Origin of the sequence: Streptomyces sp. NPDC056296 (assembly GCF_042268605.1) — a bacterium.
GTDB lineage: Bacteria > Actinomycetota > Actinomycetes > Streptomycetales > Streptomycetaceae > Streptomyces.
The window spans coordinates 27,052-41,542 of the sequence record NZ_JBHJRX010000057.1 but is presented as its reverse complement, the minus strand read 5'-3'; the positions used below and the strand labels follow the sequence as shown (position 1 = coordinate 41,542).

The following is a 14,491-nucleotide window of genomic DNA, read 5'->3' as shown; positions in this document are numbered from 1 at the left end:
CAGGAAACCGACAGCCCGGCGCGGCCTACGCTGCCTTCACCGGGTGTCCTTCGAGGATGCCCCGTCCTTTAGGGCGGGGAGGAATCGAAGATCCCGCGTAGTGGGGCAGGAGGCGGGGTTTCGCCCCCCGGGGGCGAAAGACCGTGCTTGTACCTCAACTTGTCCTCCATGACCGGAAGCTAGTAGGTTGTTCTGTGTGAAGATTGTCGCGCAGGTGAAGTTGTTGCCTGCGTCCGCTCATGATGCGGACGCGTTGGCGGCGACCCTGCGTGCCTGCAACCGGGCGGCGAACGTAGCCTCCGAGGTGGCGTTCGCGAAGGACCTGAAGCGCCGAAACGTGTTGCAGGATGCGGTGTACCATCGGATCAAGGCCGACTTCGATCTCGGGGCGCAGGCTGCTGTGCGCACGGTGAAGAAGGTGTGCGACGCGTACGCGACGCTGAAGGCCAACCTGCGGGCGGGGAACTGCGGCCCGGAGGGCTCCAAGCGCCGGGCGCGGGCCGAGTCGAGGCCGATCGGGTTTCGGGAGGCGGCGGCTCAGCCGTACGACGACCGCATCCTGACGTGGAACCTCGATCAGCAGACGGTCAGCATCTGGACGGTGGCCGGGCGGCTGAAGGGCATCCCGTTCGTGTGCTCGTCCCAGGCGTTGAAGCTCCTTGCCTCCCGTAAGGGCGAATCCGATCTGGTGATGCGCGACGGCATGTTCTTCCTGATCGCGACCATCGACATCCCCGAACCGCCCGTGTCGGAGCCGGATGGCTTCCTCGGGGTGGATCTCGGGATCGTCAATATCGCCACCACCTCGGACGGGCAGATCATGTCCGGACGGCAGGTCTACCGCTACCGGAAGCGCAAGCGGGACCTGCGGTCCAAGCTCCAGAAGAAGCGGACCAAGTCCGCTGCCCGGGTCCTCAAGCGCCAGCGGCGCAAGGAGGCCCGCTACGCCACCCAGCGCAACCACATCATCGCCAAGAAGCTCGTCGCCACCGCTGAACGCACCTCCCGGGGTATCGGTCTGGAAGACCTGACCGGTATCCGGCAGAGGGTTACGGCCAAGAAAGACCAGCGGGCACGGCTTTCCTCGTGGGCGTTCGCCCAGCTCGGCTCCTTCGTTGAGTACAAGGCCAAGCGGGCTGGTGTGCCCGTGGTCCACGTGGACCCGCGCAACACCTCCCGCCAGTGCTCGAACTGCTGGCACACCCACCGGTCCAACCGGATCGACCAAGCGAGGTTCGTGTGCAAGTCCTGCGGGACGATCCTGCACGCGGACCACAACGGCTCCCGCAACATCGCCCACCGGGCCGATGCTGTGTGGCAGCGGGGCGCAGTCAACCGCCCCAGAACGGCCTAGCCGTTCCGGACGCAGGAACCCACAGTGGGGCATCGGCATCACGTCTCACTCTGCCTGCAAGCCCGGTCCTTCAGGGCCAGGTAGTTGACCTCGTACGTCTCCACCCGCACCGCCTCGTCGTCCAGGCACACCCCGGTCGCCAGGTCGAAGCGCTGCTTGAGCAGCGGGGAGGCGACGAACGGGCGGCCCCGGTGGGTGCCGGTCAGGCCGCGGGAGAGGACCGCCGCGCCGGTGAACGGGTCCCGGTTGTCGATGGCGTACAGCTCGCCGTTCCGGTCGCGGAACAGGGCCACCTGGCCGCCGTCCGGCAGCAGGGCCGCGACGCCCCGGCCCGGGAGCAGGGCGCCGAGGTCGCAGGCGGTGAACCAGTCGTCCGTCAGGCGCAGTCGTACCTTCAGGTCGGTCGTCTCGGGTGCCGTCGTCTCGGGTGCCAGGGTCATCGCCGGGTGCTTCCTTCCAGGAGGTCGTTCTCGAGGTCTTCCTCGGTGCGCCGCAGGCCGATGTTCAGCAGCGGCAGGTCGGGCTTCATCTGGTCGCGCTCGGGCACGAAGCCCACGACCGGGTCGGGGGTGTCGGGGGCGTTCACGAAGGACACGAACCGGGCCAGCTTCTCGGGGTCGTTGATGGTCTCGGCCCATTCGTCGCGGTAGTGCGAGACGTGGGCGGACATCAGGGACTCCAGCTCGTCGCAGATGCCGAGCGAGTCGTGCACGACGACGTCCCGTACGTGGTCCAGGCCGCCCGGGACGCGCTCCAGCCAGGTGGAGGTGCGTTCGAGTTTGTCGGCGGTGCGGATGTAGAACATCAGGAACCGGTCGATCAGGCGGACCAGTTCGGCGTCCGAGAGGTCCTGGGCGAGCAGGTCCGCGTGGCGCGGGGTGGCGCCGCCGTTGCCGCCGACGTAGAGGTTCCAGCCGTTGGACGTCGCGATCACGCCGAAGTCCTTCGACTGGGCCTCGGCACACTCGCGGGCGCACCCGGAGACCGCCGACTTGAGTTTGTGCGGGGACCTGAGCCCCCGGTAGCGCAGCTCCAGGTCGATCGCCATCCGGACCGAGTCCTGGACGCCGTAACGGCACCAGGTCTGGCCGACGCAGGACTTCACGGTGCGCAGCGACTTCCCGTACGCGTGCCCGGACTCGAAGCCGGCGTCCACCAGCCGGGCCCAGATCACCGGCAACTGCTCGACGCGGGCGCCGAACATGTCGATGCGCTGACCGCCGGTGATCTTCGTGTAGAGCCCGAAGTCCCGGGCGATCTCGCCGATGACGATCAGCTTCTCGGGGGCGATCTCGCCGCCGGGGATGCGCGGGACGACCGAATAGGAGCCGTTCTTCTGGAGGTTGGCCAGGAAGTGGTCGTTGGTGTCCTGGAGGGCGGCCTGCTCGCCTTCCAGGACATAGCCGCTCGCGCCGATCGCCGGGGCGAGGGAGGCGATGATCGAGCCGACCGCCGGCTTGCAGACCTCGCAGCCGTCACCGCCCCGGGCGCCGTCGCGGCCGTGCCGGTCGAGGAGGTCCCGGTAGGAGGTGATCCGCAGGGCGCGGACGATCTCGTACAGCTCCTCGCGGGTCTGCGCGAAGCAGCCGCACAGGCCCTTGTCGACCTCGACGCCGCTCGCCTCCAGCTCGGCGGTGACCAGCTGGCCGAGCACCTTGACGCAGGAGCCGCAGCCGGTGCCGGCCTTGGTGCACTTCTTCACCTCGGGCACGGTGGTGCAGGAGTGCTCCGTCACCGCGCCGCGGATCGTACCCTTGGTGACGTTGTGGCAGGAGCAGATCACCGCGTCGTCGGGGAGCGCGGACGGGCCCAGCTGGGCCGGGGCCCCGGCACCGGCGGGCAGCACGAGGGACTCGGGGGAGACCGGCGGAACGGAGCCGGTGAAGGCGCGCAGCGTGCCGTACGCCTCCGCGTCGCCGACCAGGATGCCGCCGAGCAGCGTGCCGTCGCGGCCGACGACCAGCTTCTTGTAGAGGCCCGCGCGGGAGTCGGAGTAGACGACGTCCAGGCAGTCCTCGGCTGTGCCGTGCGCGTCGCCGAAGGACGCCACGTCCACGCCGAGCAGCTTCAGCTTGGTGGACAGGTCGGCGCCGGTGAAGGACGCCTCGTCGGCGGCGATCGTCGCGGCCACCGTCTCGGCCTGCTCGTAACCGGGCGCCACCAGCCCGTACACCCGCCCGTCGGACGCCAGGGCGCACTCGCCGATCGCGAACACGTGCGCGTCGGTGACCGTACGGCACTGCTCGTCGACGCTGATGCCGCCGCGCTCGCCGACCGCCAGGCCGCAGTCCCGGGCCAGCTGGTCGCGGGGGCGGACACCGGCGCTGAACACCACGAGGTCGGTGGCGAGTTCGGAACCGTCGGACAGCTTCATGCCGGTGACGGCGCCGTCCTCGCCGGTAAGGATCTCCTGCGTGCCCACTCCCGTGTGGACGGACAGGCCCATGCCCTCGATGGTGCGCAGCAGCGCCGCGCCGCCGCCCTCGTCGACCTGGACCGGCATCAGGCGGGGCGCGAACTCCACGATGTGCGAGGTGAGTCCGAGGCCCTTGAGCGCCCCCGCCGCCTCCAGACCGAGTAGTCCACCGCCGACCACCGCGCCGGTCGTCGCGTTCTTCGCGTACTCCTCGATGGCGAGCAGGTCCTCGATCGTCCGGTAGACGAAGCAGCCCTCGGCGTCCTTGCCGGGGACCGGCGGGACGAAGGGGTAGGAGCCGGTGGCCAGCACCAGCACGTCGTACTCGACGACCAGCCCGGAACGGGCGGTCACCTTGCGGGCGTCCCGGTCGACGGTCACCGCCGGGTCGCCGACGCGCAGCTCGATGCCGTGCTCCTCGATGAAGGCCAGGTCGGTCATCGACAGGTCGTCGGGGGTCCTGCCCGAGAAGTACGAGGTGAGCTGGACGCGGTCGTAGGCGGGGCGCGGCTCCTCGCACAGCACGACCACGCGGTGCGTGCCGGTCAGGCCGCGCTCGGCGAGCGCTTCGAGGAAGCGCTGGCCGACCATGCCGTGGCCGACGAGCACGATGGTGGGGGCGGGCCCCGGGGTGGCGGTCATCAGGAGCCTCCGTCATTGGTGAGCAGGTGGAGCAGGGGGCCGCCGTCGGACGGGAGCGGCTCTGCTCCCTCCCAGGCGCGCGCGAGCGCGCCGACGGTGCCGAGTTCGCCGACCAGGACCCCGCCGACCAGCCGGTCGTCGCGGACGACGACCTTGCGGTAGGTGCCCCGGGTGGCGTCGGCGAGCTGCACGACGTCGTCGCCGGGACGGGGGTCGGTCTCGCCGAACGCGGCGAGGTCGAAGGGGCTGTCCGGCCCGAAGGGGCCGCCGGGCCCGGTGAGGGTGAGCCGGGTCAGGGACCGGGTGCCGGTGTAACGGGCGGCCGTGTCGTCCCCGGCGAGCAGCTCGGCCAGCGCGCCCGCCTGTTCGAGGGCCGGGGCGGCCAGTCCGTACACGCGTCCCGCGTGCTGGGCGCAGTCGCCGACGGCGTGGATGTGCGGGTCGGAGGTGCGCAGCTCGTCGTCGACGACCACGCCCTTCGCGACCTCAAGTCCCGCCGCCCGCGCGAGGCCGACGCGCGGCCGGACCCCGCACGCGAGGACGACCAGGTCGGCGCCGAGCGCGTACCCGTCGGCCATCTCCACCGACCGCACCGCGCCACCGACGCTGCGCACGTCCCGCACCCGGCACTCGGTGTGCACCTCGACGCCGAGGTCCTCCAGGTGCCGCCGCACGAGCGCGGACGCGGCCGGGTCGAGCTGGCGCTCCATCAGCCGCTCGGACTGCTGGGCGAGGACGACCTGCGCGCCGCGCACGGCCAGCGCACGGGCGGCGGACACCCCGAGCAGCCCGCCCCCGATGACGACCGCCCGCACCCCGTGCCGTACCGCCTTGGACAGCCCCAGGCAGTCGTCCATGGTGCGGAAGGCGTGTACGCCCTCGGGCAGTTCACGGTCCGGAGTGAACAGGCCGCGCAGGGGCGGCAGTACGGCGTTGGAGCCGGTGGCCAGGACCAGGTGGTCGTACGCGATCACAGCGCCGTCGGCGCAGCGGACCGTCCGCCCGGCCCGGTCGATGCCGGTGACCCGGCCGCGCAGCAGTCCGGCGGGCGCCGGCAGGGCGATCACCTCGGGGCTGTACCGGCCGGCCAGCACCTCGGCGAGCAGCACCCGGTTGTACGGGCGGTGCTCCTCGTCGCCGACCAGCAGCGCGGGCGTGCCGAGCTCACCGAGTCGCCGGGCGAGCGTCACGCCCGCGAGTCCGGCGCCGATCACCACCACACGCGTATTCGAGGTCATGGCACCGAGCGTGCGGTGCGGGTGTTACCCGGTGGCATCGCGTCTGTTTCCCGCGGGGAACGCTGCCCTCAGCGGGAGCGGGGGGCGGGTGTGAGGGACGCGGGCGGGCGACCGGCGACCGGCCGGCGACCGGTCGGCGACCGGTCGGCAAGCTCAGAAGTCCCTCATCTCGATGGACGGCACATCCACACCGTCCATAAGCTCGCGATCATGCCCGACATATCGCTGACCACGGTCGTTCTGCTCTGCCTCGCCGCACTCGCGGCCGGCTGGATCGACGCCGTGGTCGGCGGCGGCGGGCTCCTGCTGCTCCCGGCGCTGCTGCTCGGGCTGCCCGCCGGTACGCCGGCCGCGCACGCGCTGGGCACCAACAAGGCGGTCGCCATCGTCGGCACCACCGGCGCGGCGGTGACCTACGCCCGCAAGGCGCCCGTGGACGTCCGCACGGCCGTCCGCATCGGACTGGCGGCGCTGGCCGGATCGTCGGGCGGGGCCTTCTTCGCGGCCGGGATGAGCACCGAGGTGCTCAAGCCGGTCATCATGGTGGTGCTGCTCGCGGTCGCGGCCTTCGTGATCCTGCGCCCGGCCTTCGGCACAGCCCCCGCCACCGGCCCGGTCACCCGCCGCCGGATCTTCGCCGCGATCGGCCTCGCGGGCCTCGGCATCGGCTTCTACGACGGCCTCGTCGGCCCGGGCACGGGGACCTTCCTGGTCCTGGCCCTCACCGCCGTCCTCCACCTGGACCTGGTGACCGCCTCCGCCACCGCGAAGATCGTCAACTGCTGCACCAACGCGGGCGCCCTCGCCACGTTCGCCTGGCAGGGCGCCGTCCTGTGGCAGCTGGCCGCCCTGATGGCGCTCTTCAACCTCGCCGGCGGCATGTTCGGCGCGCACACGGCCCTGAAGAAGGGCAGCGGCTTCGTCCGGATCGTGCTGCTGACGGTCGTCTTCGCGCTGGTGGCGAACCTGGCTTATGAGCAGTGGGTGGCCTAGGCGGTTCGCCCGCGCAGGTCCAGCAGGTCGATCATGCCAGTTCCGTCCTCGCCCCGTGGCCGTCGGCGACACGGCGGGCCATCAGCTCCATGTACGGCGTCAGCAACTCCGCGCTCACGCCCTGGTCCTCGGCCGTGCGCAGCAGCGTGGCGTTCCCGGCGGCCTGCATCGCGAGGTTGGACACCACCCCCAGGGTGTAGTCGCCGCTCTCCAACTGCTCGGCCACGTGGTGCACGGCCGGCGTCATCGCGGTGAGCCAGGAGACGAGCAGCGGCGCGAATTCCTTCGGGGCGATGTCCTCCGGGCGGATCAGCGCAAAGGCGTGGGTGACGCCCGCGAACAGCCCGCTCATCGCGCTCAGCAGCGCCACGTCGTGCAGCGCCGCGAAGCCCGCGTCCTCGCCGACGTAGCGCGTACCGGCCGGGACGGCGAGGGTGTCCCGGTGCTCCTCGAACAGGGCGGGGGAGCCGCTGTAGAAGACGTACCCGCCGGAACCGGCCTCCCCGATCATCGGCGGTACGGCCATGATCCGCCGTCCAGGAAGCGGGCCCCGCGCTCCTTCGCCCACGCGGCGCGGGCGCGGCCCTGGGCGGGCGTGCCGGTGGTGAGGTTCACCAGGTCCCGCCCGGTCAGGTCGGCTCCGTCGAGGGCCTCGCCGACCGAGGCGTCGTCGAGCAGGCAGGCGATCACCAGGCGGCTCGCGGCCACCGCCTCGGCCGCGCTCGCGGCGACCGTCGCAGCGTCGGCGGCGAGGGCCTCGGCGCGGGCGGGGGTGCGGTTCCAGACGGTCACGGGGTGCCCGGCGGCGAGCCAGGCGCGGACCAGTGCGGTGCCCATGGCGCCGGTGCCGAGCACGGTGAGCGGGGTGCGCGGAATACGGGGAGCGGATGCCTTGTCAGTGATGGTGTCGGTCGTGGTGTCGGTCATGGTGATCAGGCTCCGCCGAGGGGGGCCGCCGCTCAAGTACGCACTTGGAAGTGGGTGGTTACCCCCGGGGAAGCATCCAGGCGGCGGACACAGGCAGCGGACACAGGCAGCGGACAGGGACAGGACGGGGAGACGGGTTATGGGGACTGGGACCGGGACGGCGCGGCGGCCGGGGGCGTACATCTGCGGGATCGACGCGGCGATGGACGTGATCGGCGGGAAATGGAAGGGGCTCATCCTCTGGGCGCTGCACGAGCGGCCGTACCGCTTCGGGGCCCTGCGCCGGGAGCTGCCCGGCGTGACGGAGAAGGTGCTCACCGCGCAGCTGCGGGAGCTGGAGGCCGCCGGCATCGTGCACCGCGAGGAGTACCCCGAGGTGCCGCCGCGCGTGGAGTACTCGCTGACCGCCCGGGGCGTCGCCCTCAACGAGGCGCTGGCGCCGCTCGGCGCGTGGGGGAAGGCGAACGTGCTGAACGCGTCACCGGCCGCCGGTGAGGTGCGCGAAGACGACCACGTTCCCCTGGTAGCCGGTACTGCGTGAGTAGTCGCCGCCGCAGGTGATGACGCGCAGCTCGGGCCGGTTCGCCGCGCCGTACACCTTCTCGTCGGGGAAGTCCTTCGCGGCGTACACCTCCACCGCGTCGACCGTGAACACCGCGACGCCGCCGTCGCGCCGGTCGACCTCGATCGTGGCGCCCTTCTCCAGGGCGCCGAGGCGGTAGAAGACGGCGGGGCCCTCGGCGTTGTCGACGTGCCCGGCGACGACCGCGGTGCCCGTCTCGCCCGGGGTGGTGCCGGCCTCGTACCAGCCGGCCAGGTTCTCCTCCTCGGCGGGCGGCACGTCGAGGCTGCCGGACGGCGTCAGGCCGAGGCCCGTCATCGGGGCGTCCACGCCGATCGCCGGGATGCGGACGCGGTCCGGCGGCGAGGGCGGCAGCGCGGGCGCCGCGGCGGCCTCGCCGGTCTGCCCGGTGCGGGCCTGCGCGGCCGACGGCTGCGGCGGGGCCTCGGCCTGGGCGCCGCCGACGAGCAGCCACGCCCCGGCGCACAGGGCGACCGCGGTGACGGCCGCTATCGCGGTGTTGCCGACCCTGCGCATGACGTCCCCTCTCCCTCGGGTTCCTCGGTAGCGGGTCCCTCTGTAGGCCCCTGCCCCCTCCGGGCCGCGAGGGGCGTCGGACCCGGAGGGGGTGGGGAAGTGCGGTACCGGCGGACGGGCAGCGGAGGGTGCCCGTCAGATCCCGTCGCCTCTCGCCCGGCGATGCAGGAGCCAGGTACCGCCCGCGGCGGCGACGGCCAGAGCCGCCACACCGGCCGCGGTCTGCACGGGGTCGGGGCCAAGAGCGCCGCCGACCCCCGTCTTCACGCTTCCTTTGGGATACACCTGCTCACGGGCCGAGGTCAGCGTGACCACCAGGTCGCCGGTCACCCGCAGGCCGTTCCCGCCACAGGTCGCGACGATCTCGTACGTCCCCGGCTGCGCGCTCGGCGGCACCTCGAAGCGGCCCACCGACTCGTCCTCGTCGGTGCCCGGCGCCAGCGGGAACGCACCGGCGCCCACCGCGCTGGCGTCGCCCGCCGCCGAACCGCCCTCACCGCACGCCGCCGTGGTCACCGTGGCCGGCTCGCCCGGCACGACCGAGGACGGGTACACCTCCAGACCACCGGTCGCTGCGGCCTCCCCGGCGTAGGCGGGCGCCGGGGCGGCGAGGCCGACGGCCGCGACGGCGAGCGCGGTACCGGTCAGCAGGCGGGCGGTACGTCGCATCGGTGCTCCTTTGAGCTCTTCGGTGGCCCCTGCCCTACCGAGGAAAGTCGCACCGGACGCGCCCCGCTCCCCGAGGATGCGCCGGGAATGGGATGAACGGGTGTCGGGCCCGGCCCCGACGGGCCCACCCGGGACGCCGTTTCAGCAGGTCACCGGCGTGCGGCGGGGTGCGCCGGAAAAGATCCCGAAGGGTGCGCGGCGCGGGTGTGAACGGGTGACCGGTGCCTTGAGGACGGACCCGCCGACACCACGACTTGACCTCAAGCAAAGTCGAGGTATCAGGCTGTCGCACATGAACACAACGACCGCTCCGCTCCATGTGACCCTGATCGTCGGCAGCAACCGCCACGGCCGCTTCGGCCCCGTCGTCGCCGACTGGCTCCTCGACCACCTCCGGGCCCACGACGACCTGGTCCCCGAGGTGGTGGACGTCGCCGCGACCGAGCTGCCCACGACTTCGCCCCGACCCCGGAGGCGACCGCCGCGCTGGCGGAGATCACCCCGAAACTGGCGGACGCCGACGCGTTCGTCGTGCTCACCCCCGAGTACAACCACTCGTTCCCGGCGGGCTTGAAGAACGTCATCGACTGGCACTTCAACGAGTGGCGGGCCAAGCCCGTCGGCCTCGTCTCCTACGGCGGTCTGGCCGGCGGCCTGCGCGCCTCGGAGCACCTGCGCCAGGTCTTCGCCGAGCTGCACGCCGTCACCGTCCGCGACACCGTCTCCTTCCACAACGCGGGCGCCTCGTTCGACGACGAGGGCGGGCTCAGGGACCCGTCGGGACCGGACGCGGCGGCGAAGACGATGCTGGACCAGCTGGTGTGGTGGGGGCGCGCCCTGCGGGAGGCGAAGGAGAAGCGCCCGTACGACGCCTGACCCGACGCCGGCCGGCACCCTCACGGCGAGGATGCCGGCCGGCGCCGGGGCGGACGGGGACGGGTGGTCAGCCCACGTTCACCGCGCTCCACGCCGCGCCCACCGCGGCGTACTCCGTGCTGTCAGCGCCGTACAGGTCCTCGGCCGCGCTCAGGGTGGCCGCGCGGGCGCCCGCGTAGTCCGTGGACGAGGTCATGTACACTGTCAGCGCCCGGTACCAGATGTCACCGAGCTTGTCCCGGCCGATCCCGGACACCGTCGAGCCGTCGCAGGTGGGCGAGTCGTAGGCCACGCCGCCCACGGTCCTCGCTCCGCTGCCCTCGGCGAGCAGATAGGCGAAGTGGTTGGCGACCCCGGAGGAGTAGTGCACGTCGAGGTCGCCGACGGACGTGCTCCAGCAGTCGGCCGAACTGCCGTCCCTGCTTGGCTTGTCCATGTAGCGCAGGGCGTCGCGGCCGAAGCCGGAGCGGACGACCTTCTCGCCGATCAGGTAGTCCCCGGCGTCGGTGGAGTTGCCCGCGTGCCACTCCACCAGCGTGCCGAAGATGTCGGAGGTCGCCTCGTTCAGGCCGCCGGACTCGCCCGAGTACGTCAGCGCCGCCGTCGCCGACGTCACCCCGTGCGACATCTCGTGCCCGGCGACGTCCAGCGACACCAGCGGGCCGAAGGTCGTCCCGTCACCGTCGCCGTACGTCATGCAGAAGCAACTGTCGTCCCAGAAGGCGTTGTTGTACCGGTTGCCGTAGTGCACGCGGTTGTACGAGCCCTTGCCGTCGCCGGCGATGCCGCTGCGCCCGTGGACGTCCTTGTAGTAGTCCCAGGTCATGTCCGTGCCGTACTGCGCGTCCACCGCGGCCGAGGCGCGGTCGGCCGACGTGCCCGAGCCCCAGTGGTTGTCGGCGTCGGTGAACGGCGTCGAGGGCGCCCGGACCAGGCAGACGCCGAGGAAGCACAGGTCGGTCTGGTTCTCCGCGTCGCCGGTGTAAGTGTTGCCGCGCGTCGGGTCCTTGAGCTGGTACGACGATCCCGACTGCGTCGTCTGGAGCGGCACCGTGCCGCCGTACAGCGACTTGCCGTCGCCGGACGCCGACTCGATGGTGTCCCAGGCGTCGATCCGGGCGCCCGTACGCGCGTCGGTGAGCACGGTGCGGGCGACCGGGTTGCCGAGGGAGTCCAGCGCCGCCGCGTTCGTGCGCCAGGCCAGCTTCGGGGTGCCGTGCAGGGCGTCGACGACCAGCTGCGGCTTGGCGGTGAGTTTCTTCAGGAGCTCGCCCGGGTTGGCGGCGCGCAGCGTGTTCGCGGCCAGGTCGGCGGCCTTGGGGGCCGACAGCTCCGGGGTGACGGTGGGGAGGGAGACCGGGGCGCTCGTCGCGCGGTTCGCGTCCCGGTAGTCGCCGTCGGGTTCGAGGTGGACGACGAAGTCGCCGCCCAGGACGGGGAGTTCGCGGTAGGCGCGGTCGTAGCGGATGTGCTGGGTGCCGTCCTCGTCGACGATGACGTCGCGGGCCTTCGTGTCCTGTGCCGAGGTCAGGCCGAGGGGCGTGGCGTGGTCCACGAGGGCCGCCGCCGCGTGGTCGAGGGCGGCGGCGGGAGTCGGCCGGTCGGCCGCGCCGGCGCCGGGGGCGAGTGCGGCGACCAGGAGGGTCGCGGTACCAGCGGCGATGCCGGCGGTGGCGAGACGGGAACCTCGGACGTGCCGTATTCGGCTCATCGGACTCCTTGGGGGGAGGAGCGCTTCGGGGCGCGTGGGGGGAGGCGCTGATGTCCCCACAGGTTTAAGCGCGCATGACATGTCATGTCCAGAACCCTCCCGTGAAGATCATGAGAGGCATGAGGGGAGACGTGAGGGGAGAGGATGACCCCTCGTGGACACCCCGCGACTTCCGTTCTTCGTCTACGGCACGCTGCGCCCCGGCGGCCGCTACCACCGCCCCTTCTTCGGCGGCCGCACCCGCGCCGAGGAACCGGCCCGCCTCACCGGCGCCGTGCTGTACGAGGGCCCGGGCTACCCCTACGCCGTCGAGGAGCCGGGCGGCGTGGTGCGCGGCGACCTCGTCACCGCGGTACCGGAGGCGTACGACGACCTGCTCGCCGCCCTGGACCTGCTGGAGGAGTACGTGCCGGGCGACCCGCGCAACCTGTACGAGCGGGTGGCCAAGAACGTCGTGCGGGACCGCGACGGCACGACCGTGCGCGCCTGGGCGTACGTCGCGGCCCCGACGGTCGCGGCCCGGCTACGGACACGCGGCACCCGGATCGAGGGCGGGGACTGGCCGGTGCGCTGACGACTACCGCGCCTCCGCTGCGGTCACCCCCGTGCGATATATCATCGGCGCTATGGACAGTGGGCGGTACTCGATCGAGATCGAGCCGGAGGTGCGGCTGTGGCTGGAGAACATTCCCGCCCATCACTACACGCAGGCCGAACGCGTCGCCGACCTGCTCGCCGAGCAGCCCACCACGCTCGACGAACCGCACTCCCGCCACCTGGGCGGCAAGCTCCGCGAGCTGCGCTTCTGCCTCGGCGATGCCCACCAGCGGATCACCTACGGGCTGGCGCCCGGCCGGCGCGTCGTGCTGCTCACCGTGTTCCGCAAGACCAAGATGCGCGAGCAGGCTGAAGTGGACCGCGCCCACGCCGCACAGCGATTGTGCGAGGCAGAGCACGAAGCCGCCGCCGAGCACGACCTCTACAGCCGCAACCTCAAGGAGAACCGATGAACCACAGCGAATGGAGGACCCGTCGACACCGCCGGCTGCTGGGCGAACACCTGGACGCCGACCCCGAGTACGACCGGGTCTACGAAGAGGCCGGCCTCGCCATGACGTTGGGCAAGGCCGTCTACGACCGGCGTAAGCAGCTGGGCCTGAGCGAGGCCGACCTCGCCGATCGCATGCACGTCGGCGTCGAGGACATCGAAAGCATCGAGACGGCCACCGAGCTGCCGCCCATCGCAATCATCATGCGCCTGGCCCGCGCATTGGACCTCACGGTGGACGTACACCTCGCCGGCGGAGACGAGCCCACCGTCACCATCGTCGCCCCAGCGGCCTGAGACGGGGAGGACCTATGCAGCACCCGCCTTCCTCGCTCGCCCGTGAGCTCGGGCAACTCGTCCACGACCGGCGCATCGAGTTCGGGCTGTCCCAGGCCGAGCTGGCCGAGCGGTGCGGGGTGAAGCAGCCGCAGATCTCCCGCTTCGAAAGCGGTGGGACCGTGCCCACGCTTCCCCTCCTGCGCCGCCTGGCTCAGGCTCTCGGCGCCGACCTGACCATCAGCTTCACCCCGCACGACGAAGCCGCTTGACGCGCAGTCCAGGCTTCGCCCATGCGAAAGCCCGCCAGAAACGCCTGGGTTCTAATGATCGTCGCAACACCCGACCCACGGGACTGCGATGGCGAATGGCCTTCTGAGGCAGTACTTCCCGAAGGGTGCAGACCTGTCGAAGTACACCAGGGAGGACCTGGCCCACGCAGCTACCGGACTGAACTCCAGGCCCCGAAAGGCGCTCGGCTTGGACAGCCCAGCTGAGGGCCTCTACGGCGCGGCGCCACGCCCCGAGCTGCGGGTCATCACCTGCGGCGGCGACTACTCACGCAGTACCGGGTACCAGGGGAGCGTCGGATCTCAGGCGCCGCCAGCGGGTACCGAGCTCCCGTCGGCGTTGGCGGATCTTGACGGACAGGAAGCGCAGGGCAGAGCTGGACACGTCGACGCCGGACGGGTAGACAAGCACACGAAGCCTCTGGTGGAGACGGATTTCTTGGTCGAAAACCCATCTACCAGGGGCTTTACCTGTCTGTCAGCCCAACCGCCCACCCCAGCCGCCAGGTTGGAAAACGCTCACTGACAATGCGGCAGGACTCGGATCAGCCATAGCAAAACCGACAAGCAGACGTTCGCCATCAGGCGCTGAGCCGTCCGCGCGGGCCGGTGTCCGGCCGGTGCTGCAGGGGACGGCTGCAGGCGCAGGGACCCGGACCGCTCCGCAGGGTCTGACGCCGTCAGACCTCGATATACGCGACGACGACCACGGTCCAGGGCTTGGCCAACAAGGCCGGCGCTAGCACCGCGCTCGTCCTGGGCGTGCTCGTCGTCGCCTACCTGCCGGGCGTGGACCCGGCCGATGCCGTACGCCGCATGCTCGGCATGTGACTGCCGTCGTGGGGGGGGGGGGGGGGAAGGAAGAGGGGGGGAGGGGGGAGAGGAAGACAAAAAAAACAAAAAAAAACAGCGAACAACAAATGAGGCACAACAAACGTGACCGTACTCCTCC

General features: G+C 71.6%; 13 protein-coding genes and 5 pseudogenes. 10 read left to right on the top strand and 8 right to left on the bottom strand.

All coding sequences use genetic code 11. From position 1 onward, the window contains the following. Positions 1–196: 196 nt before the first annotated feature. Positions 197–1,354: an RNA-guided endonuclease InsQ/TnpB family protein gene (locus ACFCZF_RS32700; protein ID WP_376674713.1), complete on the top strand. Its 1,158-nt coding sequence runs from the start codon at positions 197–199 to the stop codon at positions 1,352–1,354. A 38-nt stretch (positions 1,355–1,392) separates the two neighbouring features. On the opposite strand, the gene nirD is transcribed toward ACFCZF_RS32700, so the two are convergent. Genes nirD through ACFCZF_RS32685 form a run of 3 tightly spaced genes read right to left on the bottom strand, consistent with a single transcriptional unit; the run spans position 1,393 to position 5,650 of the window. Further along, a complete protein-coding gene (gene nirD / locus ACFCZF_RS32695) occupies positions 1,393–1,794 on the bottom strand; it encodes a nitrite reductase small subunit NirD (RefSeq protein WP_375924420.1) in 402 nt (133 codons plus the stop codon). Next, positions 1,791–4,412 (bottom strand): nitrite reductase large subunit NirB, encoded by a 2,622-nt coding sequence (gene nirB / locus ACFCZF_RS32690; RefSeq protein WP_376674712.1) that lies wholly within the window; start codon positions 4,410–4,412, stop codon positions 1,791–1,793. The genes nirD and nirB overlap by 4 nt, the downstream gene beginning before the upstream one ends. After that, complete coding sequence (locus tag ACFCZF_RS32685) at positions 4,412–5,650, bottom strand: NAD(P)/FAD-dependent oxidoreductase (protein ID WP_375924424.1); 1,239 nt, start codon at positions 5,648–5,650, stop codon at positions 4,412–4,414. Before ACFCZF_RS32685 ends, nirB begins: the two co-directional genes overlap by 1 nt. A 210-nt stretch (positions 5,651–5,860) precedes the next feature. Here ACFCZF_RS32685 and ACFCZF_RS32680 point away from each other — a divergent pair, with 210 nt between their 5' ends. After that, positions 5,861–6,643: a sulfite exporter TauE/SafE family protein gene (locus ACFCZF_RS32680; RefSeq protein WP_376674711.1), complete on the top strand. Its 783-nt coding sequence runs from the start codon at positions 5,861–5,863 to the stop codon at positions 6,641–6,643. Here ACFCZF_RS32680 and ACFCZF_RS32675 read toward each other — a convergent pair. Next, a pseudogene (locus ACFCZF_RS32675) lies at positions 6,640–7,570 on the bottom strand (NAD(P)-dependent oxidoreductase). The gene ACFCZF_RS32680 and the pseudogene ACFCZF_RS32675 overlap by 4 nt on opposite strands. A 139-nt stretch (positions 7,571–7,709) precedes the next feature. Between ACFCZF_RS32675 and ACFCZF_RS32670 the strand changes: the two are divergent. Next, entirely contained in the window at positions 7,710–8,111 is a 402-nt protein-coding gene (locus tag ACFCZF_RS32670) for a winged helix-turn-helix transcriptional regulator (RefSeq protein WP_376674710.1), read from the top strand. Here ACFCZF_RS32670 and ACFCZF_RS32665 read toward each other — a convergent pair. Both ACFCZF_RS32665 and ACFCZF_RS32660 read right to left on the bottom strand, forming a co-directional pair. Next, positions 8,049–8,669: a class F sortase gene (locus tag ACFCZF_RS32665; protein ID WP_376674709.1), complete on the bottom strand. Its 621-nt coding sequence runs from the start codon at positions 8,667–8,669 to the stop codon at positions 8,049–8,051. The two genes, ACFCZF_RS32670 and ACFCZF_RS32665, sit on opposite strands and share 63 nt — an antisense overlap. Positions 8,670–8,804: 135 nt before the next feature. Then, positions 8,805–9,338, bottom strand: coding sequence for a hypothetical protein (locus ACFCZF_RS32660; RefSeq protein ID WP_376674708.1), 534 nt, complete (start codon positions 9,336–9,338; stop codon positions 8,805–8,807). A gap of 292 nt (positions 9,339–9,630) precedes the next feature. Between ACFCZF_RS32660 and ACFCZF_RS32655 the strand changes: the two are divergent. Beyond that, positions 9,631–10,214, top strand: a pseudogene (locus tag ACFCZF_RS32655) (NADPH-dependent FMN reductase). A gap of 67 nt (positions 10,215–10,281) precedes the next feature. On the opposite strand, the gene ACFCZF_RS32650 reads toward ACFCZF_RS32655, so the two are convergent. Then, complete coding sequence (locus tag ACFCZF_RS32650) at positions 10,282–11,925, bottom strand: M4 family metallopeptidase (RefSeq protein WP_376674707.1); 1,644 nt, start codon at positions 11,923–11,925, stop codon at positions 10,282–10,284. A 154-nt stretch (positions 11,926–12,079) separates the two neighbouring features. Here ACFCZF_RS32650 and ACFCZF_RS32645 point away from each other — a divergent pair, with 154 nt between their 5' ends. The 6 genes and pseudogenes from ACFCZF_RS32645 to ACFCZF_RS32620 form a co-directional block, all read left to right on the top strand. Continuing rightward, positions 12,080–12,499 (top strand): gamma-glutamylcyclotransferase family protein, encoded by a 420-nt coding sequence (locus ACFCZF_RS32645; protein WP_376674706.1) that lies wholly within the window; start codon positions 12,080–12,082, stop codon positions 12,497–12,499. 52 nt (positions 12,500–12,551) lie between these two features. Next, complete coding sequence (locus ACFCZF_RS32640) at positions 12,552–12,935, top strand: type II toxin-antitoxin system RelE/ParE family toxin (protein WP_376674705.1); 384 nt, start codon at positions 12,552–12,554, stop codon at positions 12,933–12,935. Next, positions 12,932–13,270 (top strand): helix-turn-helix domain-containing protein, encoded by a 339-nt coding sequence (locus ACFCZF_RS32635; protein WP_376674704.1) that lies wholly within the window; start codon positions 12,932–12,934, stop codon positions 13,268–13,270. The genes ACFCZF_RS32640 and ACFCZF_RS32635 overlap by 4 nt, the downstream gene beginning before the upstream one ends. A 14-nt stretch (positions 13,271–13,284) precedes the next feature. Further along, positions 13,285–13,521 (top strand): helix-turn-helix domain-containing protein, encoded by a 237-nt coding sequence (locus ACFCZF_RS32630; protein WP_376674703.1) that lies wholly within the window; start codon positions 13,285–13,287, stop codon positions 13,519–13,521. Positions 13,522–13,615: 94 nt separating this feature from the next. After that, a pseudogene (locus ACFCZF_RS32625) lies at positions 13,616–13,747 on the top strand (IS30 family transposase); the annotation flags it as partial. Next, positions 13,739–13,837: pseudogene (locus tag ACFCZF_RS32620) on the top strand (class F sortase); the annotation flags it as partial. The pseudogenes ACFCZF_RS32625 and ACFCZF_RS32620, both read left to right, overlap by 9 nt. On the opposite strand, the pseudogene ACFCZF_RS32615 reads toward ACFCZF_RS32620, so the two are convergent. Beyond that, positions 13,835–13,951 (bottom strand): annotated as a pseudogene (locus ACFCZF_RS32615) (IS5/IS1182 family transposase); the annotation flags it as partial. The pseudogenes ACFCZF_RS32620 and ACFCZF_RS32615 sit on opposite strands and share 3 nt — an antisense overlap. Positions 13,952–14,491: the final 540 nt, after the last annotated feature.